19 protein-coding genes and 1 other RNA gene are annotated in these 16,780 nt (G+C 69.7%); all 20 read right to left on the reverse strand.

Annotated elements, in window-relative coordinates; translation table 11 throughout:
- Positions 1 to 212: 212 nt before the first annotated feature.
- Positions 213 to 2,132, reverse strand: coding sequence for an ATP-dependent zinc metalloprotease FtsH (gene ftsH / locus QNA08_RS08320; protein WP_283740231.1), 1,920 nt, complete (start codon positions 2,130 to 2,132; stop codon positions 213 to 215).
- Positions 2,133 to 2,275: 143 nt separating this feature from the next.
- The gene (gene tilS / locus QNA08_RS08325) at positions 2,276 to 3,298 is read right to left on the reverse strand and encodes a tRNA lysidine(34) synthetase TilS (RefSeq protein ID WP_283740232.1); all 1,023 of its coding nucleotides are present in this window, start codon (positions 3,296 to 3,298) and stop codon (positions 2,276 to 2,278) included.
- An 18-nt stretch (positions 3,299 to 3,316) separates the two neighbouring features.
- Complete coding sequence (gene ybgF / locus QNA08_RS08330) at positions 3,317 to 4,237, reverse strand: tol-pal system protein YbgF (protein ID WP_283740233.1); 921 nt, start codon at positions 4,235 to 4,237, stop codon at positions 3,317 to 3,319.
- Positions 4,238 to 4,365: 128 nt separating this feature from the next.
- A complete protein-coding gene (gene pal, locus QNA08_RS08335; RefSeq protein WP_283740371.1) occupies positions 4,366 to 4,872 on the reverse strand; it encodes a peptidoglycan-associated lipoprotein Pal in 507 nt (168 codons plus the stop codon).
- Positions 4,873 to 5,082: 210 nt separating this feature from the next.
- Positions 5,083 to 6,411 carry a Tol-Pal system beta propeller repeat protein TolB gene (gene tolB / locus QNA08_RS08340; RefSeq protein WP_283740234.1) on the reverse strand — a complete coding sequence of 443 codons (1,329 nt, stop codon included), beginning with the start codon at positions 6,409 to 6,411 and terminating at the stop codon, positions 5,083 to 5,085.
- A 91-nt stretch (positions 6,412 to 6,502) separates the two neighbouring features.
- On the reverse strand, positions 6,503 to 7,585 hold the full coding sequence (locus tag QNA08_RS08345) for an energy transducer TonB (protein WP_283740235.1): 1,083 nt from the start codon (positions 7,583 to 7,585) through the stop codon (positions 6,503 to 6,505).
- A 1-nt stretch (position 7,586) separates the two neighbouring features.
- Positions 7,587 to 8,039: a protein TolR gene (tolR, locus tag QNA08_RS08350; RefSeq protein ID WP_283740236.1), complete on the reverse strand. Its 453-nt coding sequence runs from the start codon at positions 8,037 to 8,039 to the stop codon at positions 7,587 to 7,589.
- A 27-nt stretch (positions 8,040 to 8,066) separates the two neighbouring features.
- Entirely contained in the window at positions 8,067 to 8,786 is a 720-nt protein-coding gene (tolQ, locus tag QNA08_RS08355) for a protein TolQ (RefSeq protein WP_283740237.1), read from the reverse strand.
- A gap of 387 nt (positions 8,787 to 9,173) precedes the next feature.
- Positions 9,174 to 9,641, reverse strand: coding sequence for a DUF2852 domain-containing protein (locus QNA08_RS08360; protein ID WP_283740238.1), 468 nt, complete (start codon positions 9,639 to 9,641; stop codon positions 9,174 to 9,176).
- A 71-nt stretch (positions 9,642 to 9,712) separates the two neighbouring features.
- Positions 9,713 to 10,384 carry a TetR/AcrR family transcriptional regulator gene (locus tag QNA08_RS08365; RefSeq protein WP_283740239.1) on the reverse strand — a complete coding sequence of 224 codons (672 nt, stop codon included), beginning with the start codon at positions 10,382 to 10,384 and terminating at the stop codon, positions 9,713 to 9,715.
- Between the two features lie 16 nt (positions 10,385 to 10,400).
- Positions 10,401 to 10,874, reverse strand: a complete 474-nt coding sequence (gene ybgC / locus QNA08_RS08370; RefSeq protein WP_283740240.1) for a tol-pal system-associated acyl-CoA thioesterase — start codon at positions 10,872 to 10,874, stop codon at positions 10,401 to 10,403.
- A complete protein-coding gene (ruvB, locus tag QNA08_RS08375; RefSeq protein WP_283740241.1) occupies positions 10,867 to 11,919 on the reverse strand; it encodes a Holliday junction branch migration DNA helicase RuvB in 1,053 nt (350 codons plus the stop codon). Before ruvB ends, ybgC begins: the two co-directional genes overlap by 8 nt.
- Positions 11,920 to 12,061: 142 nt before the next feature.
- Positions 12,062 to 12,679, reverse strand: a complete 618-nt coding sequence (gene ruvA / locus QNA08_RS08380; protein ID WP_283740242.1) for a Holliday junction branch migration protein RuvA — start codon at positions 12,677 to 12,679, stop codon at positions 12,062 to 12,064.
- 18 nt (positions 12,680 to 12,697) lie between these two features.
- Positions 12,698 to 13,216 (reverse strand): crossover junction endodeoxyribonuclease RuvC, encoded by a 519-nt coding sequence (gene ruvC / locus QNA08_RS08385; RefSeq protein ID WP_283740243.1) that lies wholly within the window; start codon positions 13,214 to 13,216, stop codon positions 12,698 to 12,700.
- An 83-nt stretch (positions 13,217 to 13,299) separates the two neighbouring features.
- Entirely contained in the window at positions 13,300 to 14,046 is a 747-nt protein-coding gene (locus tag QNA08_RS08390; protein WP_283740244.1) for a YebC/PmpR family DNA-binding transcriptional regulator, read from the reverse strand.
- Positions 14,047 to 14,200: 154 nt separating this feature from the next.
- Positions 14,201 to 15,025, reverse strand: coding sequence for a TIGR00282 family metallophosphoesterase (locus QNA08_RS08395; protein WP_283740245.1), 825 nt, complete (start codon positions 15,023 to 15,025; stop codon positions 14,201 to 14,203).
- Positions 15,026 to 15,052: 27 nt separating this feature from the next.
- Positions 15,053 to 15,643, reverse strand: coding sequence for a 5-formyltetrahydrofolate cyclo-ligase (locus tag QNA08_RS08400; protein ID WP_283740246.1), 591 nt, complete (start codon positions 15,641 to 15,643; stop codon positions 15,053 to 15,055).
- A gap of 33 nt (positions 15,644 to 15,676) precedes the next feature.
- A non-coding RNA gene (gene ssrS, locus QNA08_RS08405) (6S RNA) lies at positions 15,677 to 15,832 on the reverse strand.
- A gap of 78 nt (positions 15,833 to 15,910) precedes the next feature.
- A complete protein-coding gene (locus QNA08_RS08410) occupies positions 15,911 to 16,282 on the reverse strand; it encodes a cell division protein ZapA (RefSeq protein WP_283740247.1) in 372 nt (123 codons plus the stop codon).
- Positions 16,283 to 16,413: 131 nt separating this feature from the next.
- Positions 16,414 to 16,692 carry a DUF4164 domain-containing protein gene (locus QNA08_RS08415; RefSeq protein ID WP_283740248.1) on the reverse strand — a complete coding sequence of 93 codons (279 nt, stop codon included), beginning with the start codon at positions 16,690 to 16,692 and terminating at the stop codon, positions 16,414 to 16,416.
- Positions 16,693 to 16,780: the final 88 nt, after the last annotated feature.

The following is a 16,780-nucleotide window of genomic DNA, read 5'->3' on the forward strand; positions in this document are numbered from 1 at the left end:
CCGCGCCGCCCGAGTTTCGGGCTTATAGCATCGCGCGCCGACGAGTGTGGCTCGAGACCCGTTCAAAAAATATGAGCGGTTCTTACAGCCGTTGAACGCCGCGGCACGGCCGGACGCCGGGTGGCCTTCCCCCCGCGCCCCGCGACGAAGCGGCAGAACGCGGAACGCCCGCGCGAGCGGGCGTTCCTCAAGCCTTGTCCCGGGTTCGGCCGTCAGGCCTGCGGCTGCGGCTCCAGCCCGCCGCCGGGCTCGCCACGCGGGCGGTTGCGCCCGGCCGACGGCACCGGAGAACCGCGCGTCGGCGTCGGCTCGCCGGCGTCGCGCACCGGCGGCTTGCCGTCGAGCATGTCACGGATCTCGTCGCCCGTCAGGCTCTCGTATTCGAGCAGGCCCTTGGCGAGGATCTCCAGATCCTCACGCTTCTCCTTGAGGATGCGGGTCGCCTCGGCATAACCGGTCTCCACCAGGCGGCGGATTTCGGCGTCGATCTTCTGCGCCGTGGCCTCGGAGATGTTCTGGTGGCGTGCCACCGACATGCCGAGGAACACCTCCTCCTGGTTCTCGCCGTACATGACGGTGCCGAGCTCGTCGGAGAAGCCCCACTGCGTCACCATCATGCGCGCGAGCTTGGTGGCCTGCTGGATGTCGGACGCAGCTCCCGACGTCACCTTGTCCTTGCCGAAGACGAGCTCTTCCGCCACGCGGCCGCCCATCATGATGGCGAGGCGCGACGTCATCTGCTCGTAGCTCATGGAGAGCTTGTCGCGCTCGGGGAGCTGCATGACCATGCCGAGCGCGCGGCCGCGCGGAATGATGGTCGCCTTGTGCACCGGGTCCGTCGCCGGCACGTTGAGCGCCACGATGGCGTGGCCAGCCTCGTGATAGGCGGTGAGGCGCTTCTCCTCGTCGCTCATGACGAGCGTGCGACGCTCGGCGCCCATCATCACCTTGTCCTTGGCGTCCTCGAACTCGGACATGGTGACGATGCGCTTGCCGCGACGGGCGGCGAGCAGGGCAGCCTCGTTGACGAGGTTCATCAGGTCGGCGCCCGAGAAGCCGGGCGTGCCGCGCGCGATCGTCTTCAGGTCGACATCGGGCGCCAGCGGCACCTTGCGCACGTGAACACGCAGGATGCGCTCGCGGCCGACGATATCGGGATTGGGCACGACGATCTGCCGGTCGAAGCGGCCGGGGCGCAGCAGCGCCGGATCGAGCACGTCCGGCCGGTTGGTCGCGGCGATGATGATGATGCCCTCGTTCGCCTCGAAACCGTCCATCTCGACCAGGAGCTGGTTGAGCGTCTGCTCGCGCTCGTCGTTGCCGCCGCCGAGGCCCGCGCCGCGGTGACGCCCGACGGCATCGATCTCATCGATGAAGATGATGCAGGGGGCGTTCTTCTTCGCCTGTTCGAACATGTCGCGCACGCGCGAGGCGCCGACACCGACGAACATCTCGACGAAGTCCGAACCGGAGATCGTGAAGAAGGGCACGTTCGCCTCGCCGGCGACGGCGCGCGCGATCAGCGTCTTGCCGGTACCGGGCGGGCCGACGAGGAGGCAGCCGCGCGGAATGCGACCGCCGAGGCGCTGGAACTTCTGCGGATCACGCAGGAACTCGACGATCTCCTGCAGGTCCTCCTTCGCCTCCTCGACGCCGGCGACATCCTCGAAGGTCACGCGCCCATGCGCCTCGGTGAGGAGCTTGGCCTTCGACTTGCCGAAGCCCATGGCGCGGCCTGCCCCGTTCTGCATCTGCCGCGACAGGAAGATCCAGGCGCCGATGAAGACGAGGAGCGGCAACCAGTTGACGAGCAGCGCGATGAACCAGGGGGTGCTCTCGGACGGCGGCTTGGCCGTGATCTGCACGCCCTTCTGCTGCAGCTTCGTGATGAGGTTGGGGTCGAACGGCGCGTAGGTGTGGAACGTTCCGCCGCTCTTGTAGGTGCCGGTGATGTCCTGGCCCGAGACGACGACGGACGAGATGCCGCCGTTCTCCGCCTCCGAGATCAGCTGGGAATAGGCGATCTCGGTGGCGCCGGAGCGTTGGCCTGGATTCTGGAACAGCGTGACGAGCGCCAGGACGAGCAGGAATATGATGACCCACAGGGCGAAGTTACGGAAATTGGGGTTCATCGTCTGTCTGTCGTCCTGATCGAGAAGGGCAGGTCACTGCGTAAGGGGCGCCGACTTTCGGCCTCGTTAATTTAGGGGCGCCCGAAAGGCTCCACAAGGGAAGCGGACGCCGCAGGCCTTTGTATGGCAGCCGGATCAAATTCTCAGGAGCCCCTGCCGCGCCGTCGCGGCCTTTCTACTGATACGAGCAACGACCCATCCGATGCAAGCGACACGATTGTGCCAGCGAGGCTGCGGGTGAGCGTGCGCCGCTCCCTGCGGGCTTCGCCGAGCGCCGCCGCCAGCGCCTCGAGCCGCTCGAGGCGCAAGGGCACGACAGACGGCGCAGTGGCCTCGATCGTCCGGCGCATGACGCGCAACTGGATCTCCGCCGGCTCGTCGAAGAGGGCCGCGGCGATCAGCGCCCTGCCCTCCTCGCGTCGAACGAGAGCCCTGTGGCGGGTGGCGGCGACCACCTCGAGAGCCGCTTCCGCTCGCGCCGCGCGCTCGGCGAGACGGGCGAGACGTTCATCCGTCAGGCCGAGGGAGGTGCGCGCCGCCTGCCGGGCACGCAGGGCGGCACGGGCGAAACGCAGGTCGCGGTTCGAGGCATCCTCCGCGGCAATGAGACCAGCCTCGGCCACCGTCGCGACGAGCCGCGCCTTGGGCAGGGTCAGGAACGGCCGCAGGAGCACGAGCCCGGGGGCGATCTCGGTCGCGGGCCGCATGGCGGCGAGCCCGCCGACACCGCTGCCGCGGGCGAGCCGCATGAGCACCGTCTCGGCCTGGTCGTCCCGGTGATGGGCGGTGACGATGCGGTCAGCCCCGATCGCCCGGGCGTGATCGGCGAGCAGGCGATAGCGCGCTTCGCGCGCCGCCTCCTGCAGGCCATGGGCAGGCTTCCCGCCCTCCCAGACGAGCACGGCATGCGGCAGGTCGAGGCGCCGGCAGTGGGCGGCCACGGCCGCGGCTTCGGCGGCGGCCTCCGAGCGGAGCCGGTGATCGACGGTGGCGACGGCCACGGGCGGCGCCCCTGGCGTCACCCTCAGCCAGCGATGCACGATCAGGAGGAGCGCAAGCGAATCCGGGCCGCCCGAGACGGCGAGCAGGATCTTGCTCGCGCCGAGGAACGGAGCGCACAGATCAGCGATTTCGCCGGGGGAAAGGGGGGAAGCGACCTGCGTCACGGCGACGGGCCGCGAGCGTCAGCACTTGGCGCGGCGCTGCTCGCGCTCGACGCTCGCCTTCAGGCCGGCGGCGGCCTGGGGATATTTGCGGGCGATCTCGCCATAGGTGGCGCAGGCCTGTTCGCGCGCGCCGATGGCATTGAGCGACATGCCGAGCTTCAGGAGGCTCTCCGGCGCCCGGCCGGCCTTGGGATGGTCGGTGGTAACCTTGAGGAACTGCTCGGCCGCCTCGCGATGGCGCCCGCGCGCGGCATAGCTCTCGCCGAGCCAGTAGGTCGCCTCCGGCACGAGCTTGTCGCGCGGATGCGACTGCAGGAACTGGCGGAAGCTCATCTCCGCCTGTTCGTACTGCTTCTGCTGCAGGAGGCCCATGGCGACGTCGTAGTCCTGCCGGGGGTCGGCGGACCCGGTGGCGGCGATGCTCGGCCCGCTGCGCGGTCCGGGCGGCGCAGCGACCTCGCGCGCCAGCGTGCCGATGTCGCGGGGCGCCGATCGGGGGAGCGGCGGGGCGAGTTCCCCCTCCCCCTCATCCATGACGGCGACGCCGCCGGTGGACGCGGCACCGGGCGTCGCCGAGGCGGCGCGCGTCGAGCCGAGCGGCTGCGGAGCCCCGGGCGCGCCCGGGGCTCCGGAGGGGTCGAAGGCGTCGCCGCGCCGCTGGTTGCGGGGCTGGGCCGGGGGCGCGCCCGAGGAGCCGGCCCGTTCCTGGAAACGGAACTCGACATCCTCCTGGAAGCGCTTGAGCTGCTCCTGCAGGCGGCGGTTCTCGTACTGGAGCTGCTCCATGCGGCCCGACATCTCGCGCATCTGGCCTTCCAGGCGGTTCAGGCGCACGAAGAGTTCGGCCGCATCCTGCGCGGAGGTGGGCCCGGAGGCCAAGGCGCCGGCGAGCAGCAGCGCCGCGGCGACGGCAAACAGGGACAATCGGCGGGCAAACATCTCAACGTCTCGAAGCCGGGGCGACCGCTCCGGTCGCCGCACGTTAGGACAACCGGGCGGTCGCGGCCAAAATATGGCTTCCACGCGGGCGCGGTGGCCGGCTGTGCCTTGCGGCGTCGCCGCCGGCTTCAGAAGCCGGCGCCGGCGTCGAGCACCGTCACCACGCGCCGGTTCTGCGACCAGCAGGAGATGTCGTTGCACACGGCCACCGGCCGTTCCTTGCCGTAGGAGACGGTGCGCATGCGCGAGGCCTGGATGCCGCGCGAGGCGAGATAGTCGCGCACGGTCTGGGCGCGGCGGGCACCGAGCGAGAAGTTGTACTCGCGCGTGCCGCGCTCGTCGGCGTGGCCTTCGACGACGAAGGTGTACTTTGGATACTGGCTCAGCCACTGCGCCTGCTTGTCGAGCGTGGCGATGGCGGTCGGCGTCAGATCGGTCGAGTCCGTCTCGAAGAAGACGCGGTCGCCGACGTTGACGACGAAGTCCTGCGCCGAACCCGGCGTGGCCGCACCGCCCGCACCCAGTCCGCCGGCCATACCGGCCTGATCCTTGTTCGACGAGCAGGCCGCCAGCGTCAGCGCGGCGACGAATGCCGCTGCGATCCTGACGCTGCGCGGCGCGAAAACCGAAGACATCATCATCACTCCCTTGACGGCCTCGCTCCCGACGGGACGCGAGCCGTTCTGCCCAACGCGATCGACATCAACGAATGGTCCGTCAACCTTGACGAGTGGTTGACGCCGCCGCTCGAAACGCAACACACGCGGGAAAGCTGTTAGTGAGGTTAATCGGGCGTAAATCGGACGACAGGGCGGCAAGACCGTGCCCGCGCCCCACCCGTGTCCTCAGCGCAACTCGGTGAGCAGCGGCGACCAGGCCGGGTCGGAGGCAAAGGACGTCGTCGGCACCGGCGCCTCGACACGGCCGGTGATGTCCACCATGTAGAGCTTGCCGCCGCTCTGGCCGCCCGGATCGCGGTAGAACATGATGAACTGGCCGTTCGGGGCCCAGGCCGGCGACTCGTTGTGGAAGCCTTCCGTGAGAATGCGTTCGCCCGAGCCGTCCGGTTTCATGATGCCGATGGCGAAGCCGCCCGCCTTGCGCTTGGTGAAGGCGATGTAGTCGCCGCGCGGCGACCAGACCGGCTGGGCGTAGGAGCCGTCCCCGAAGGACACGCGCCGCGCCTCGCCCCCGGCCGCGCTCATGACGTAGATCTGCTGGGCGCCGCCACGGTCGGACTCGAAGACGATCTGCGAGCCGTCCGGCGAGAAGGACGGCGAGGTGTCGATGGCGTTCGAGGAGGTCAGCCGCGTCGTGGTGCGCGAGCGCAGGTCCATCATGTAGATGTTGGCGTTGCCGCCCTGCTGCAGGCTCATGACCACGCGCTGGCCGTCCGGCGAGAAGCGCGGGCTCGACGTCATGTCCGGGAAGTTGCCCACGATCTCGCGCTGGCCCGTCTCGATATTGAGCAGATTGACGTGCGGCTGCGCGCCGGTCTTCTGCGACATGTAGGTGATTTCCTGCGCCACCGGCGAGAAGCGCGGCGTCACCACAAGGTCCTCGCCGCGCGTCAGGTAGCGCAGGTTGGCGCCGTCCTGATCCATGATGGCGAGGCGCTTGCGGCGGTTCTCCTTCGGGCCCGACTCGTCGACGAAGACGATCTTGGTGTCGAAGAAGCCCTTGAGGCCGGTGATGCGCTGGAAGATCGCATCCGAGATGATGTGGGCGATGCGGCGCCAGTTGTTCGGATCGGTGAAGTACTGCTGGCCCGTGAGCTGCTGGCCGCTGAACGTGTCCCACAGCCGGAACTCGGCCTTGAGGCGCCCGGAGTTGTCCCGCGTGATGCGCCCGGTGACGAGCGCCTGCGCGTTGATCGCCTTCCACGACTCGAACTGCGGCGCGGCATCGAAATTCGCGGCCCGATCGATGAAGGCGTTCCGATCGATCGGCGCGAAATAGCCGCAACGCTTCAGATTGGCGCTGATCACACCGGCGATCTTCTGGCCGAGATCCGCCTCGCCGCCGAAATCCGTGATTGCGATCGGCAGGGGCTGGAAATTGGCGCGGTCGAGCGTGATCGAGATCTCGGCACTGGCGGGGGCGGCGGCGAGCGGGCCGAGTGTCAGCGCAGCGAAGAGCGGCAGCGCGAAGCGCGCGACGAAGGTCGATGTCATGATCGGTTCTGTCGGTGGGCCGTATCGGAGTGCGGGAAGGTGTTGTCGGGAATTGTGACGGGTTCAGACGGCAAAAGCGTGTCGCCCGCGATCAGCCTAGGAACTCCTTCGGGTCAAACGTGACGTTCCAGTCGCGCCAGTCGGCGTAGTACGGCATGTATTGCGGCGGGATGCGGAAGGGCGCGCAGCGGCGCACGGCGCGCAGCGCGCTGTCCGCCAGCGTGCGGAAGGCCGGATCGCCCGACGAATTGGCGACAACCGGCTCGGCCATCAAGGAGCCGTCCTGGTTGAGCTTCATGCGCACCTGCGGCTTGGCATTGGCGTTGGCAGCACCCATCGGGGGCGACCAGCAGCTCGCGAGCTGTTCCTTGAGCAGGTTGCCGAGGGCATCGCGCTGCGACAGGGACAGCTTCGGCGCGTTGCCCGTCGGCGTGCCGAGAGAGGCCGTGCGGTTGACCTCCCGCCCGGTCGAGCCGGTGCTCTGCGCCTTGTCCTTGCTCTCGAGGAGCTTGGCGATGTCGGCCGGGTTGAACTTGCGCTCCGGCTCCACGGGCTTCGCGGCGGCCTTCTTGGCCTCCTCCTGCTTCTCGCGCTCCAAGAGCTTGGCGATGTCCTCGCGCTTCGGTTCGGGCCTGGGTTCCGGCTTCGGCTCGGCCTTTCTCGGCTCGGGCTTTTCCTCGGGCTTGGGCGGCTCGGGACGCTTCGGCGGCTCGGGCTTGGCCTCGGCCTCCTTCGGCGGGTCCGGCCTGGGCGGCTCGGGCTTCGGCTCGGCCTTCGCCTCCTGCTTCGGTGGCTCCGGGCGCTGCGGCGGCTGGGGCGGGGCGGCCTGCTTGTCCTCCTGGGGCGCCTGCACCTCCCGGCGCGCCGGCGGAGTGGGGACGTCGCGCTTGGAATCGGCCGGCGCCGGCTTCTCCTCGGCAACCTCGGCCAGCTTGTCGGCGCGCGGCTTCGGCTCGGGCTTCACCTCCTTGGCCGTGCGCTCGCCCTTGGTCATGGCGCGCAGGTCGCTCTCGCTCACGACGTCGACCGCCACCGCCTCCTCGTGGTCCTGGAAGGGCGGCGCGGAGGCGAAGGCGACGAGCCCCGCGACCAGGATCGCCGCGTGGCCGATGCCGGACACCACGAGCCCCGGTTCCTGCCTGGAGAAGCGGATGGGCAGGCGCAAGGCGGTCACCTCAGCCCTTCTGGTCCTGTTCGGTGACGAGCGCCACCTTCTTGAACCCGGCCGACGTGATGAGGGCCATGACCTGGGCGACGCGGCCGTAGTTCACGGCCTTGGCGCCGCGCACGTAGATGCGCTCCTCGGCGCCGGCCTTGGCGACGGCCTGGAGCTTCGGCACGATCTCCTCGTCCTTCAGCGCAGTCTCCATGAGGAAGACCTGCCCCTTGTCGTCGACGGAAAGGGTCAGCGGCTTCTGGTCGATGTTGAGGGGCTTGGCCTGCGTCTGCGGCAGGTCGAGCGGCACGCCGACGGTGAGCATCGGCGCAGCGACCATGAAGATGATGAGGAGCACGAGCATGACGTCGATGAACGGCGTCATGTTGATCTCGGCCATGGCGGAATGCCGGCGGCCGCGCCGCCTGCGCCCGCCTGCCGCCCTGGCTCCTGCTCCGAGGGACATGCCCATCGTCCGTGCCTCCGGTGAGCAGCCGCCTCAGGCGGCGATGCGCTCGTCGATCTGGCGCGAGAGGATCGCCGAGAACTCGTCGGCGAAGCCCTCGAGGCGCGCCTGCTGCTTGGCGGCATCCGCCTGGAGCTTGTTGTAGGCGATGACCGCGGGAATGGCGGCGAAGAGGCCAATGGCGGTGGCGAAGAGCGCCTCGGCAATGCCGGGGGCGACGACGGCGAGGCTCGTGTTCTTCGACGCCGCGATCGAGCGGAAGGAGGTCATGATGCCCCACACCGTGCCGAAGAGGCCGATGAAGGGCGAGGAGGCGCCGATGGTGGCGAGCACGAGGAGCTTCGATTCCAGCCGCTCGACCTCGCGCTGGATGGTGACGTCGAGCACCTTGTCGATGCGCTGCGAGAGGCTCGCGACGGAGCGCCCCGCTCCCTCGAAGGAACGTTTCCACTCGCGCATGGCCGCGACGAAGACGGCCGCCATGCCCGACGCCGGGCGGTTGGCGAGCGAGCGGTAGAGCTCCTCCAGCGACTGGCCGGACCAGAAGACCTCCTCGAAGCGGTCCATGGCGCGGCGCGAGCGGGAAAAGAGCAGCGTCTTGTCGATAATGATGGCCCAGCACCACACCGAGGCGCCTATCAACCCGAGCATGACGAGCTTCACGACGAGATGAGCCTGCCAGAACATCCCCCAGAGGGAGATCTCCGAGCCCACGGCCGGAAGGGCGGATTGCGCTACGTCAGCCGGATTCATCGAAAGTCCTTTCCCAAACGGACGCGCGACCCGTCGCCGCGAAGAACCCGCAAAACGATGACGAACAGGCGCCGGCAGGGGCCATGGCGGCAGAGGTCGATTGCCGGATGTGTCGCGCAGGGCCCGTCAGTCGCCCGCGAATCTGTCGAAATGAGGGCGTCCGGCGGTGGCGCACGGCACAACAGGCCAGCAATTCCGCTCGAGCCAGTTAAGCGCCCGTCAGGGTTAACGCGAGGTTAGCGAGGCCCGCGGCCGCGCCTCGCGGCGCCGGCATGAGAATCGGTTTCACGCCATATCGGCGGCGATCTCGTCGCGCAGGATGCGCACAAGGAAAGGCGCCCGCCTTGCGGGCGGGCGCCGGGATGGGTGGTCACGGAGGCGGTCGGTTCAGGCGGAGGGCGGCGCCTCGGGCCCCTGCGAGCGGTTGCGGCGCTCGGCCATGAACTGGTCGAACTCGGTCTTGTCCTTGGCGAAGCGCAGGCGCTCCAGGAACTCCTGGAACTCCCGCTGCTCCTCCTCGAGGCGGCGCAGCGTTTCGGCGCGATACTCGTCGAAGGCGCGGTTGCCGCTTGAAGGCGTGCCGCCCCAGGAGCAGTTGCCCCACCGGCCGCCCCAGGGCCCGCCGCCCCAGCGGCCACCCCTGCCCTCCATGCGGCTGCGCAGCCGATCCATCCTGGATTGCATGCGCGCCATCTTCTGTTCGTAACGCTCGTATCCGCCGCAGGCCATCCGTCCGCTCCCGATTGCATAGGCGAGGACCGCCAGCCCCAGGGGCCAGAAGGCAATGAATCCCAGGATCGTGAGGGCGATCCACGCGCCCTTCCCGTACTCGTCCAGTTTCTCGGCAATGGGCATGGCAGCCTCACCGGTGAATGTTAATTACATTTACATGGATAGACCCGCCTCCGCCCCCTGTCAAGCAGATCTCAAGGTGGCGAAGCACCCGGCCGCGCCGCGTCCTGCTCCTCGCCGAAGCCGAGGCCCCTGAGGTAGATGAGCACGCCGGCCTCCAGAAGCTCCTCGGCCGGCATCGGAAGGGCCCGGCGTGCCGCGTCGCCGCGGCCGAAGAGCGAGGCGATGCCGTGCGACAGGGCCCAGACGTGCAGCGCCATCATCAGCGCCGGCGGGCGGCCCTTTGCCGGCAGGGTGGCGATGAGGGCTTCGGAAGCCTCGCGCAGCACGGCGAAGGCGCGGTCCCCTGCCGCCTTCAGCGCCGGCACGGCATCGAGCGAGATACCGGCCTCGAACATGGCGGAATAATAGGCCTGCTCGTCGCGGGCGAAGGCAAGATACGCCTTGCCCATGCGCTCGAAGGCGGTGGAGGGGTCCGGCCGCCCGTCGTTCCAGGCGCGCCTCAGCGCCGCCTCGAAGTGCTCGAAGCCGCGCAGCGCCACGTCGGCCAGAAGCTCGTCGCGATCGCGGAAATGACGGTATGGCGCGGCCGGGCTGACGCCCGCCCAGCGCGCAGCCTCGGCGAAGGTGAAGCCGGACGGCCCCTTCTCGGCGATCAGCTCCAGCGCCGCCCGCACCAGGGCTTCCCGCAGGTTGCCGTGGTGATAGCCGCGCGAACCGTCACGTCCACTGCCTTTCCAGCTCATGTTAAGGAGATTTACATCACTCTCCGGCAGCCGTCGATGCTGCTTGCGCCGGCGGGCGCAGCATCGCCCGCAGGCGGTCCGGAATGCGGACCGGCCGCCCGCCGGTGATGGCCGCGACGCGCACGTCCGCGGTGACGAGCACGTCCTCGCCGCGGCGGATGCGCTGGGCGATGACGAGGGAAGCGCCGCGCAGCTCGGCGGTGCGCGTCTCCACCTCCAGCACGTCGTCCATGCGCGCCGGCGAGAGAAAGTCGATGGTCATGCGCCGCACCGCGAAGATCATCCCTTCGCCGTCGGCGTGCAGGTCCGACTGCGCGACACCCGCAAGGCGCAGGAAGTCGGTGCGCCCGCGCTCGAGAAAGCGCAGGTAGTTTGCGTGGTAGACGACGCCGGAGAAATCCGTGTCCTCGTAATAGACACGCACGGGCAGGACGTGCGTGTCGCCCTCCAGGCGGCCGGAGAGATGGGGCCAATGCGGCGCCTCACGCATCCTCGTCTCCTTCCTGCGCGGCGAAGAGGCCGAACTGGACGCTCTCGCGCGCCGGCTCGGAGAGGCCGAGATGGCGGAAGGCGTGCGGCGTCAGCACGCGCCCGCGCGGCGTCCTCTGCACGAAGCCCTTCTGGATGAGGAAGGGCTCGATGATCTCCTCGATGGCGTCGCGCGGCTCGGAGAGCGCCGCCGCGATCGTCTCGATGCCGACCGGCCCGCCACCGAAGGACAGCGCGACGGTCGACAGGTAGCGGCGATCCATGAGGTCGAGGCCGGCAGCGTCCACCTCGAGAAGTCTCAGCGCCTTGTCGGCGATCGCGCGTGTCACGGTGTCGGCGCCTTCGACCACGGCGAAGTCGCGCACGCGGCGCAGGAGGCGACCGGCGATGCGCGGCGTGCCACGGGCGCGCCGGGCGATCTCATTGGCGCCGTCCTCGCTCATGCCGATGCCGATGACGCGCGCGCCGCGCTTCACGATGAGTTCCAGCTCTTCCACCGTGTAGAACTGCAGGCGGATCGGGATGCCAAAGCGGTCGCGCAGCGGCGTCGTCAGGAGGCCCTGGCGGGTCGTGGCGCCGACGAGGGTGAACTTCGGCAGGTCGATCTTGACCGAGCGCGCCGCCGGCCCCTCGCCGATGATGAGGTCGAGCTGGTAGTCCTCCATCGCCGGATAGAGAATCTCCTCCACCGCCGGATTGAGGCGGTGGATCTCGTCGATGAAGAGCACGTCGCGCTCTTCCAGATTGGTGAGCTGGGCGGCGAGGTCGCCGGCCTTGGCGATGACCGGTCCCGAGGTCGAGCGGAAATTGACGCCGAGTTCGCGCGCCACGATCTGGGCGAGCGTCGTCTTGCCGAGGCCGGGCGGACCGACGAAGAGCACATGGTCGAGCGCGTCGCCGCGCGTCTTCGCCGCCTCGATGAAGACGGAGAGATTGGCGCGCGCCTGCGCCTGGCCGATGAACTCGCCGAGAGCGAGCGGGCGCAAGGAGCCGTCGGCGTCGTCCTCGCGCTTCTCGGGCGTCACGAGGCGGCGGGGGGGCGTCACTGGGTTCGCTCCAGCTGGTCTACGTCATGAACGGCGATCCCGTTCCTCCCCGCACGCGGCTCGTTCGGCCTGTGGCGGTGCGCGCTGTCGGGCCCCGCGCCCTCTCTTCCCCTGACGCGGTCGCAGGACATCATGATGGCCATCACCGGGCGAGCTCCCTGAGACCGAGCCGGATCAGCGTCGGCGCCGGCGCCTCGTCACCCGCGTGCTTCAGCGCGGCGGCAATCGCGGCGGAGGCCTGGGGCTGGGCGTAGCCGAGGTTGACCAGGGCGGAGACGGCATCCGCCACGGGCTGCGGCGCGTTCCTGTCCGCGACGGCATCCGAGAGGCGGATCACCGCCGGATCGACGGTCCCGAAGACCGGCGCCTTGTCCCTGAGCTCGGCGACGAGGCGGGCGGCGAGCTTCGGCCCCACGCCGGGGGCGCGCGCGATCGCCGCCTTGTCGCCCATGCCGACGGCCGAGGCAAGCTCGGCCGGCTCGAGCGCCGAGAGGATGCCGAGCGCGACCTTCGCGCCGACGCCCTGGACGGTCTGCAGCAGGCGGAACCACTCACGCTCCGCGTCGGAGCGGAAGCCGTAGAGGCGGATCATGTCCTCGCGCACATGCGTGTCGATCGACAGGACAGCCGCCTCCCCCACCGCCGGCAGGCGCTGCAGGGTGCGGGCCGAGCAGTGCACGACATAGCCCACGCCGTGCACGTCGAGGATCACGCTGTCCTCGCCGTAGCTGTCGATGACGCCCTTGAGCTTGCCGATCATGGTGCCGCCCGCCCCCTCTCACGCCCGCATCATGGCCGCCGCACGCAGCGCCCGCGCCTGCCGGTGCTGGGCGTGGGTGATGGCGACGGCGAGCGCGTCCGCCGCATCCGCCGTCTCCGGCGCGGCCTTGGGGAGAAGCACGCGCACCATGGCGAGGACCTGTGCCTTCTCCGCGTGGCCGATGCCGACCACCGTCTTCTTCACGAGATTGGCCGCATATTCGGCGACCGGCAATCCGGCGAGCGCCGGCACGAGCAGCGCCACGGCGCGGGCGTGGCCGAGCTTCAGGGTCGCCTGCGCGTCCTTGTTGACGAAGGTCTCCTCCACCGCCACCTCATCCGGCCCGTGCTCGCACACGATGGCCGAAAGCCCGTCGTGCAGCTCCCGCAGGCGCTCGGCGAGCGGCAGCTTGTCGCTCGACGTCACGCAGCCGCAGGCGACGAAGGCAAGCCGTGTGCCCTCGCAAACCACCACACCCCAGCCCGTCTTGCGCAGGCCGGGGTCGATACCGAGGATGCGAATCGCGGGCTTCGTCATGCCACCGGTCTACCCGAACAAAGGGCGAACGACCAGTGCATCGCCCCGGCGCCGGCGGTGCCTCGCCGGGGCGTCGGCGCCCATCAGGCGCTCATCTTGGCCATCAGGGCGTCGGAGATCTCGAAATTGGCGTAGACGTTCTGTACGTCGTCGTGCTCCTCGAGCGTCTCCATGAGGCGCAGGAGCTTCTCGCCCGTCTCGTCGTCGACCGAGACGGTGTTCTGCGGCTTCCACACGAGCCTGGCCTTGCGCGGCTCGCCGAACCTCGCCTCCAGCGCCTTCGCCACCTCGTTGAGGGAACCCTGGTCGCAATAGACCTCGTGGCCGTCCTCGCTCGATGCGACATCGTCGGCGCCGGCTTCGATCGCGGCCTCCAGCATGTCGTCGGCCGAGGCAACCTTGGCGTCGAACTCGACGAGGCCGACGCGGTCGAACATGAAGGAGACGGCGCCCGTCTCGGCGAGATTGCCGCCGCTCTTGGTGAAGTAGGAGCGCACGTCGGAAGCGGTGCGGTTGCGATTGTCGGTCATCGCCTCGACGATGACGGCGACGCCGCCCGGCCCGTAGCCCTCGTAGCGGATCTCGTCGTAGTTCTCACCCTCGCCGCCGACCGCCTTCCTGATGGCGCGCTCGATGTTGTCCTTGGGCATGTTCTCGGCCCGGGCGGCGAAGACCGCCGCGCGCAGCCGCGGGTTCATGTTCGGATCGGGCAGGCCGAGCTTCGCCGCGACGGTGATTTCTCGGGCGAGCTTGGAGAAGAGCTTGGAGCGCACCGCGTCCTGCTTCCCCTTGCGGTGCATGATGTTCTTGAACTGCGAATGTCCGGCCATGGGATCCTCGTATGGGCCGGGGAGCGGTGCCCGAGAGGCCCGCCATCGTCACTCCACCCGGCTCGAAGAAGTGCGGCCTTATAATGCCGCCGGGGTCGAAAATCCAGAAAGGCGCGATGTGGCGCCGCAAGATGCGCGGCGACCGTGCCGCCGATCAGCTCTCGAAGAATGCCGGCAGCGAGGGCGTCAGATGCGGGCCGATGCGCACGGCGGCGACCTTCAGCGCGAGCCCGGTGCGGTCGTCGGTCTCGACGGCGACGCCCGAGAGGGTGCCCTCGCCGGTGGCCGCCTCGAGGCGCGAGCCGGGCGTCTTCTGCACGAAGCGGCGCACCGCCTCCTCGTGCTGCATGCCGAGGATGGAATCGTAGTCGCCGCACATGCCTGCGTCCGACATGAAGGCCGTGCCGCCGGGCAGGATGCGCTCATCGGCCGTCGGTGCGTGAGTGTGCGTGCCGACGACAAGGCTTGCCCGCCCGTCTACGAAATGGGCGAGCGCCTGCTTCTCGCTGGTCGCCTCGGCGTGGATGTCGATGACCGCGGCGTCGCACATCTCGCGCAGGGGGCACTGGGCAAGTTCGCGGTCGACGAGGGCGAAGGGATCATCGAGCGGATCCATGAACAGCCGCCCCATGACGTTGACGACAAGAACCCGTGCGCCGTTGCGCGCCTCGACGAGGGTGATGCCCCGCCCAGGCGTGCCGGCCGGATAGTTCGCGGGCCTCAGGAGCCGCGGCTGGCGCTCGATGAAGACGAGTGCCTCGCGCTGGTCGAAGGAATGGTTGCCGAGCGTCACCACGTCGGCGCCGGCGGCGAGGAGATCGTCGCAGATCGCCTCGGTGATACCGAAGCCGCCTGCCGCATTCTCGCCGTTGACGATGACGAGATCGAGCGCCCAGCGCTCGCGCAGGCGCGGCAGGTGATCCGCGACGGCGTTGCGGCCCGGGCGGCCGACGACGTCGCCGAGAAAGAGAAGACGCATGGAGACCTCGTGCGGACCCGGCGGCCTTCAGGCCGCCGGCCGGATCACTTCGCGTTCCGTGACGATCACGTCAAGCCGCCGGTCGTGATCCTCGAGCGGCACCGTCGCGACTTCCTGCGCCGCATAGGCGATGCCGACGGCAAGAAGCGGGCCCGTGGCCGCGAGGCGCGCGATGGCCCGGTCGTAGAAGCCCTTGCCGTAGCCGAGGCGATGGCAGGCACGGTCGAAGGCGGCCACCGGCACGAGGAGAACGCGCGGCACAACCTCCGGCGCCGACGGCAGGGGGCCGAGCGTGCCGAAACCGACCGGCCCGACGGGCTCCCACGGCGTCCAGGCGCGGAACACGAGCTCGCCTGCGTCGATCGCTGGCAGGGCCGTGGGCACGCCGCGGCGGGAGAGCGCCTCCAGCACGGGGCGCGGATCCATCTCGCCGCGGATCGGCCAGTAACCGGCCACCGGCCCCTCGCCCGCGAGATCCGGCAGCGCCAAGGCGCGCTCGGTGAGCGCCTCGACGGCTTCCAGGACCGCGTCGACGTCGAGCGCCAATGCGTCGCGTCGCGCCAGCGCGGCGCGGCGCACATGAGCCTTCTTCGAGGGGGAAGCCGCGGACAGTGCCAAGGAGCGCTTTCGGCTGGCGACGGAGGGGACAGCTGCGGAGCCACAAAAGCCGTCGGAGGGTCGATCCCGGGAAACCTACAGCGTAGGTGGGCGCCGTTTGTCCGAGTCCACGGACCCGGTCAGGAACAGCTCCCGTTAGGATCGATAAGGCCCGGGGATAAGTTCTCCTGACGCACCCCGCAGCCCCGCAGCATCAAGTTAGGCCACGGCCCGGCGGATTGCTAGAGGAAACCGCGGCCCTCCCCTGCGTCATGCGGCCCGGCCGGCTCAGCCGGTGACGGGTGCGGGGTTGAGGCTCTTCGCGATCCGCTCGATGCGCTCGGCCGCCGCGACGACGGCGGCCACCACCTGCGCCTCGACCTCGCCCATGCGTTCGTCCCCGGCGCCGACGGCGCTCTTGAGCGCCGCGATCTCCGCCTCGAGGCGGCCGATGCCGTTGCGCGCCTCCGACAGTTCGTCGGCGATGGTCAGCGCCGCCATGACGTGCAGGCGCATGTCGCCGATCTCGCCGAAGGCCTGGCGCAGCTCGCCGATGCGGCCGTCGAGCATGCCGGCGAGGCCCTCGATATGCACCTCCTCGCCCTCGCCGCAGGCCATGCGGTACTGACGCCCGGCGATGGTCACGGTGACCTGGGGCATGTTGGGTCCTTTCCCGTTCCGAGTGGATCGACGGCCGGCGGGCGTCACCCTTCCGCCGCGTCGGCAACGACGTCAATCAACCTCGCCCGGCCGCCTGCCGAGCCCCGCGTCCGGAGCCGTCGCGGCGGCGTTCAGCCGGCCGCCTGACCGGCGCGCGCCAGAATGCCGCGCACCGCCCCCATGGCACGCTCCACCCGCTGGCCGACGTCGTCGGCCGCGGCCTCGAGACGGCCGAGCCGCGCGAGCGTACCGTCGAGCTCGACGGCGAGCCGCGAACGGTCGTCCTGCATCAGGGCGAGCTCCGTCTCGAGATCGCCGCGCCGGCGCTCGACCTCGAGCCTTCGGTTCGCGGCCCTCTCGAGCGAGCCGATGGCGGCGTCGAGCCGCTTCAGCGCATCCTCGAGCGTCATGTCGCGTCCTCACGCATCCCGTCGGCCCCGTTGCCCCGCACAGTGCTGCGGCCGGAATCGCCCGTCAATTCTCGTCGCATTGACTCGC

Origin of the sequence: Chelatococcus albus (assembly GCF_030067675.1) — a bacterium.
Lineage (GTDB): Bacteria > Pseudomonadota > Alphaproteobacteria > Rhizobiales > Beijerinckiaceae > Chelatococcus_A > Chelatococcus_A albus.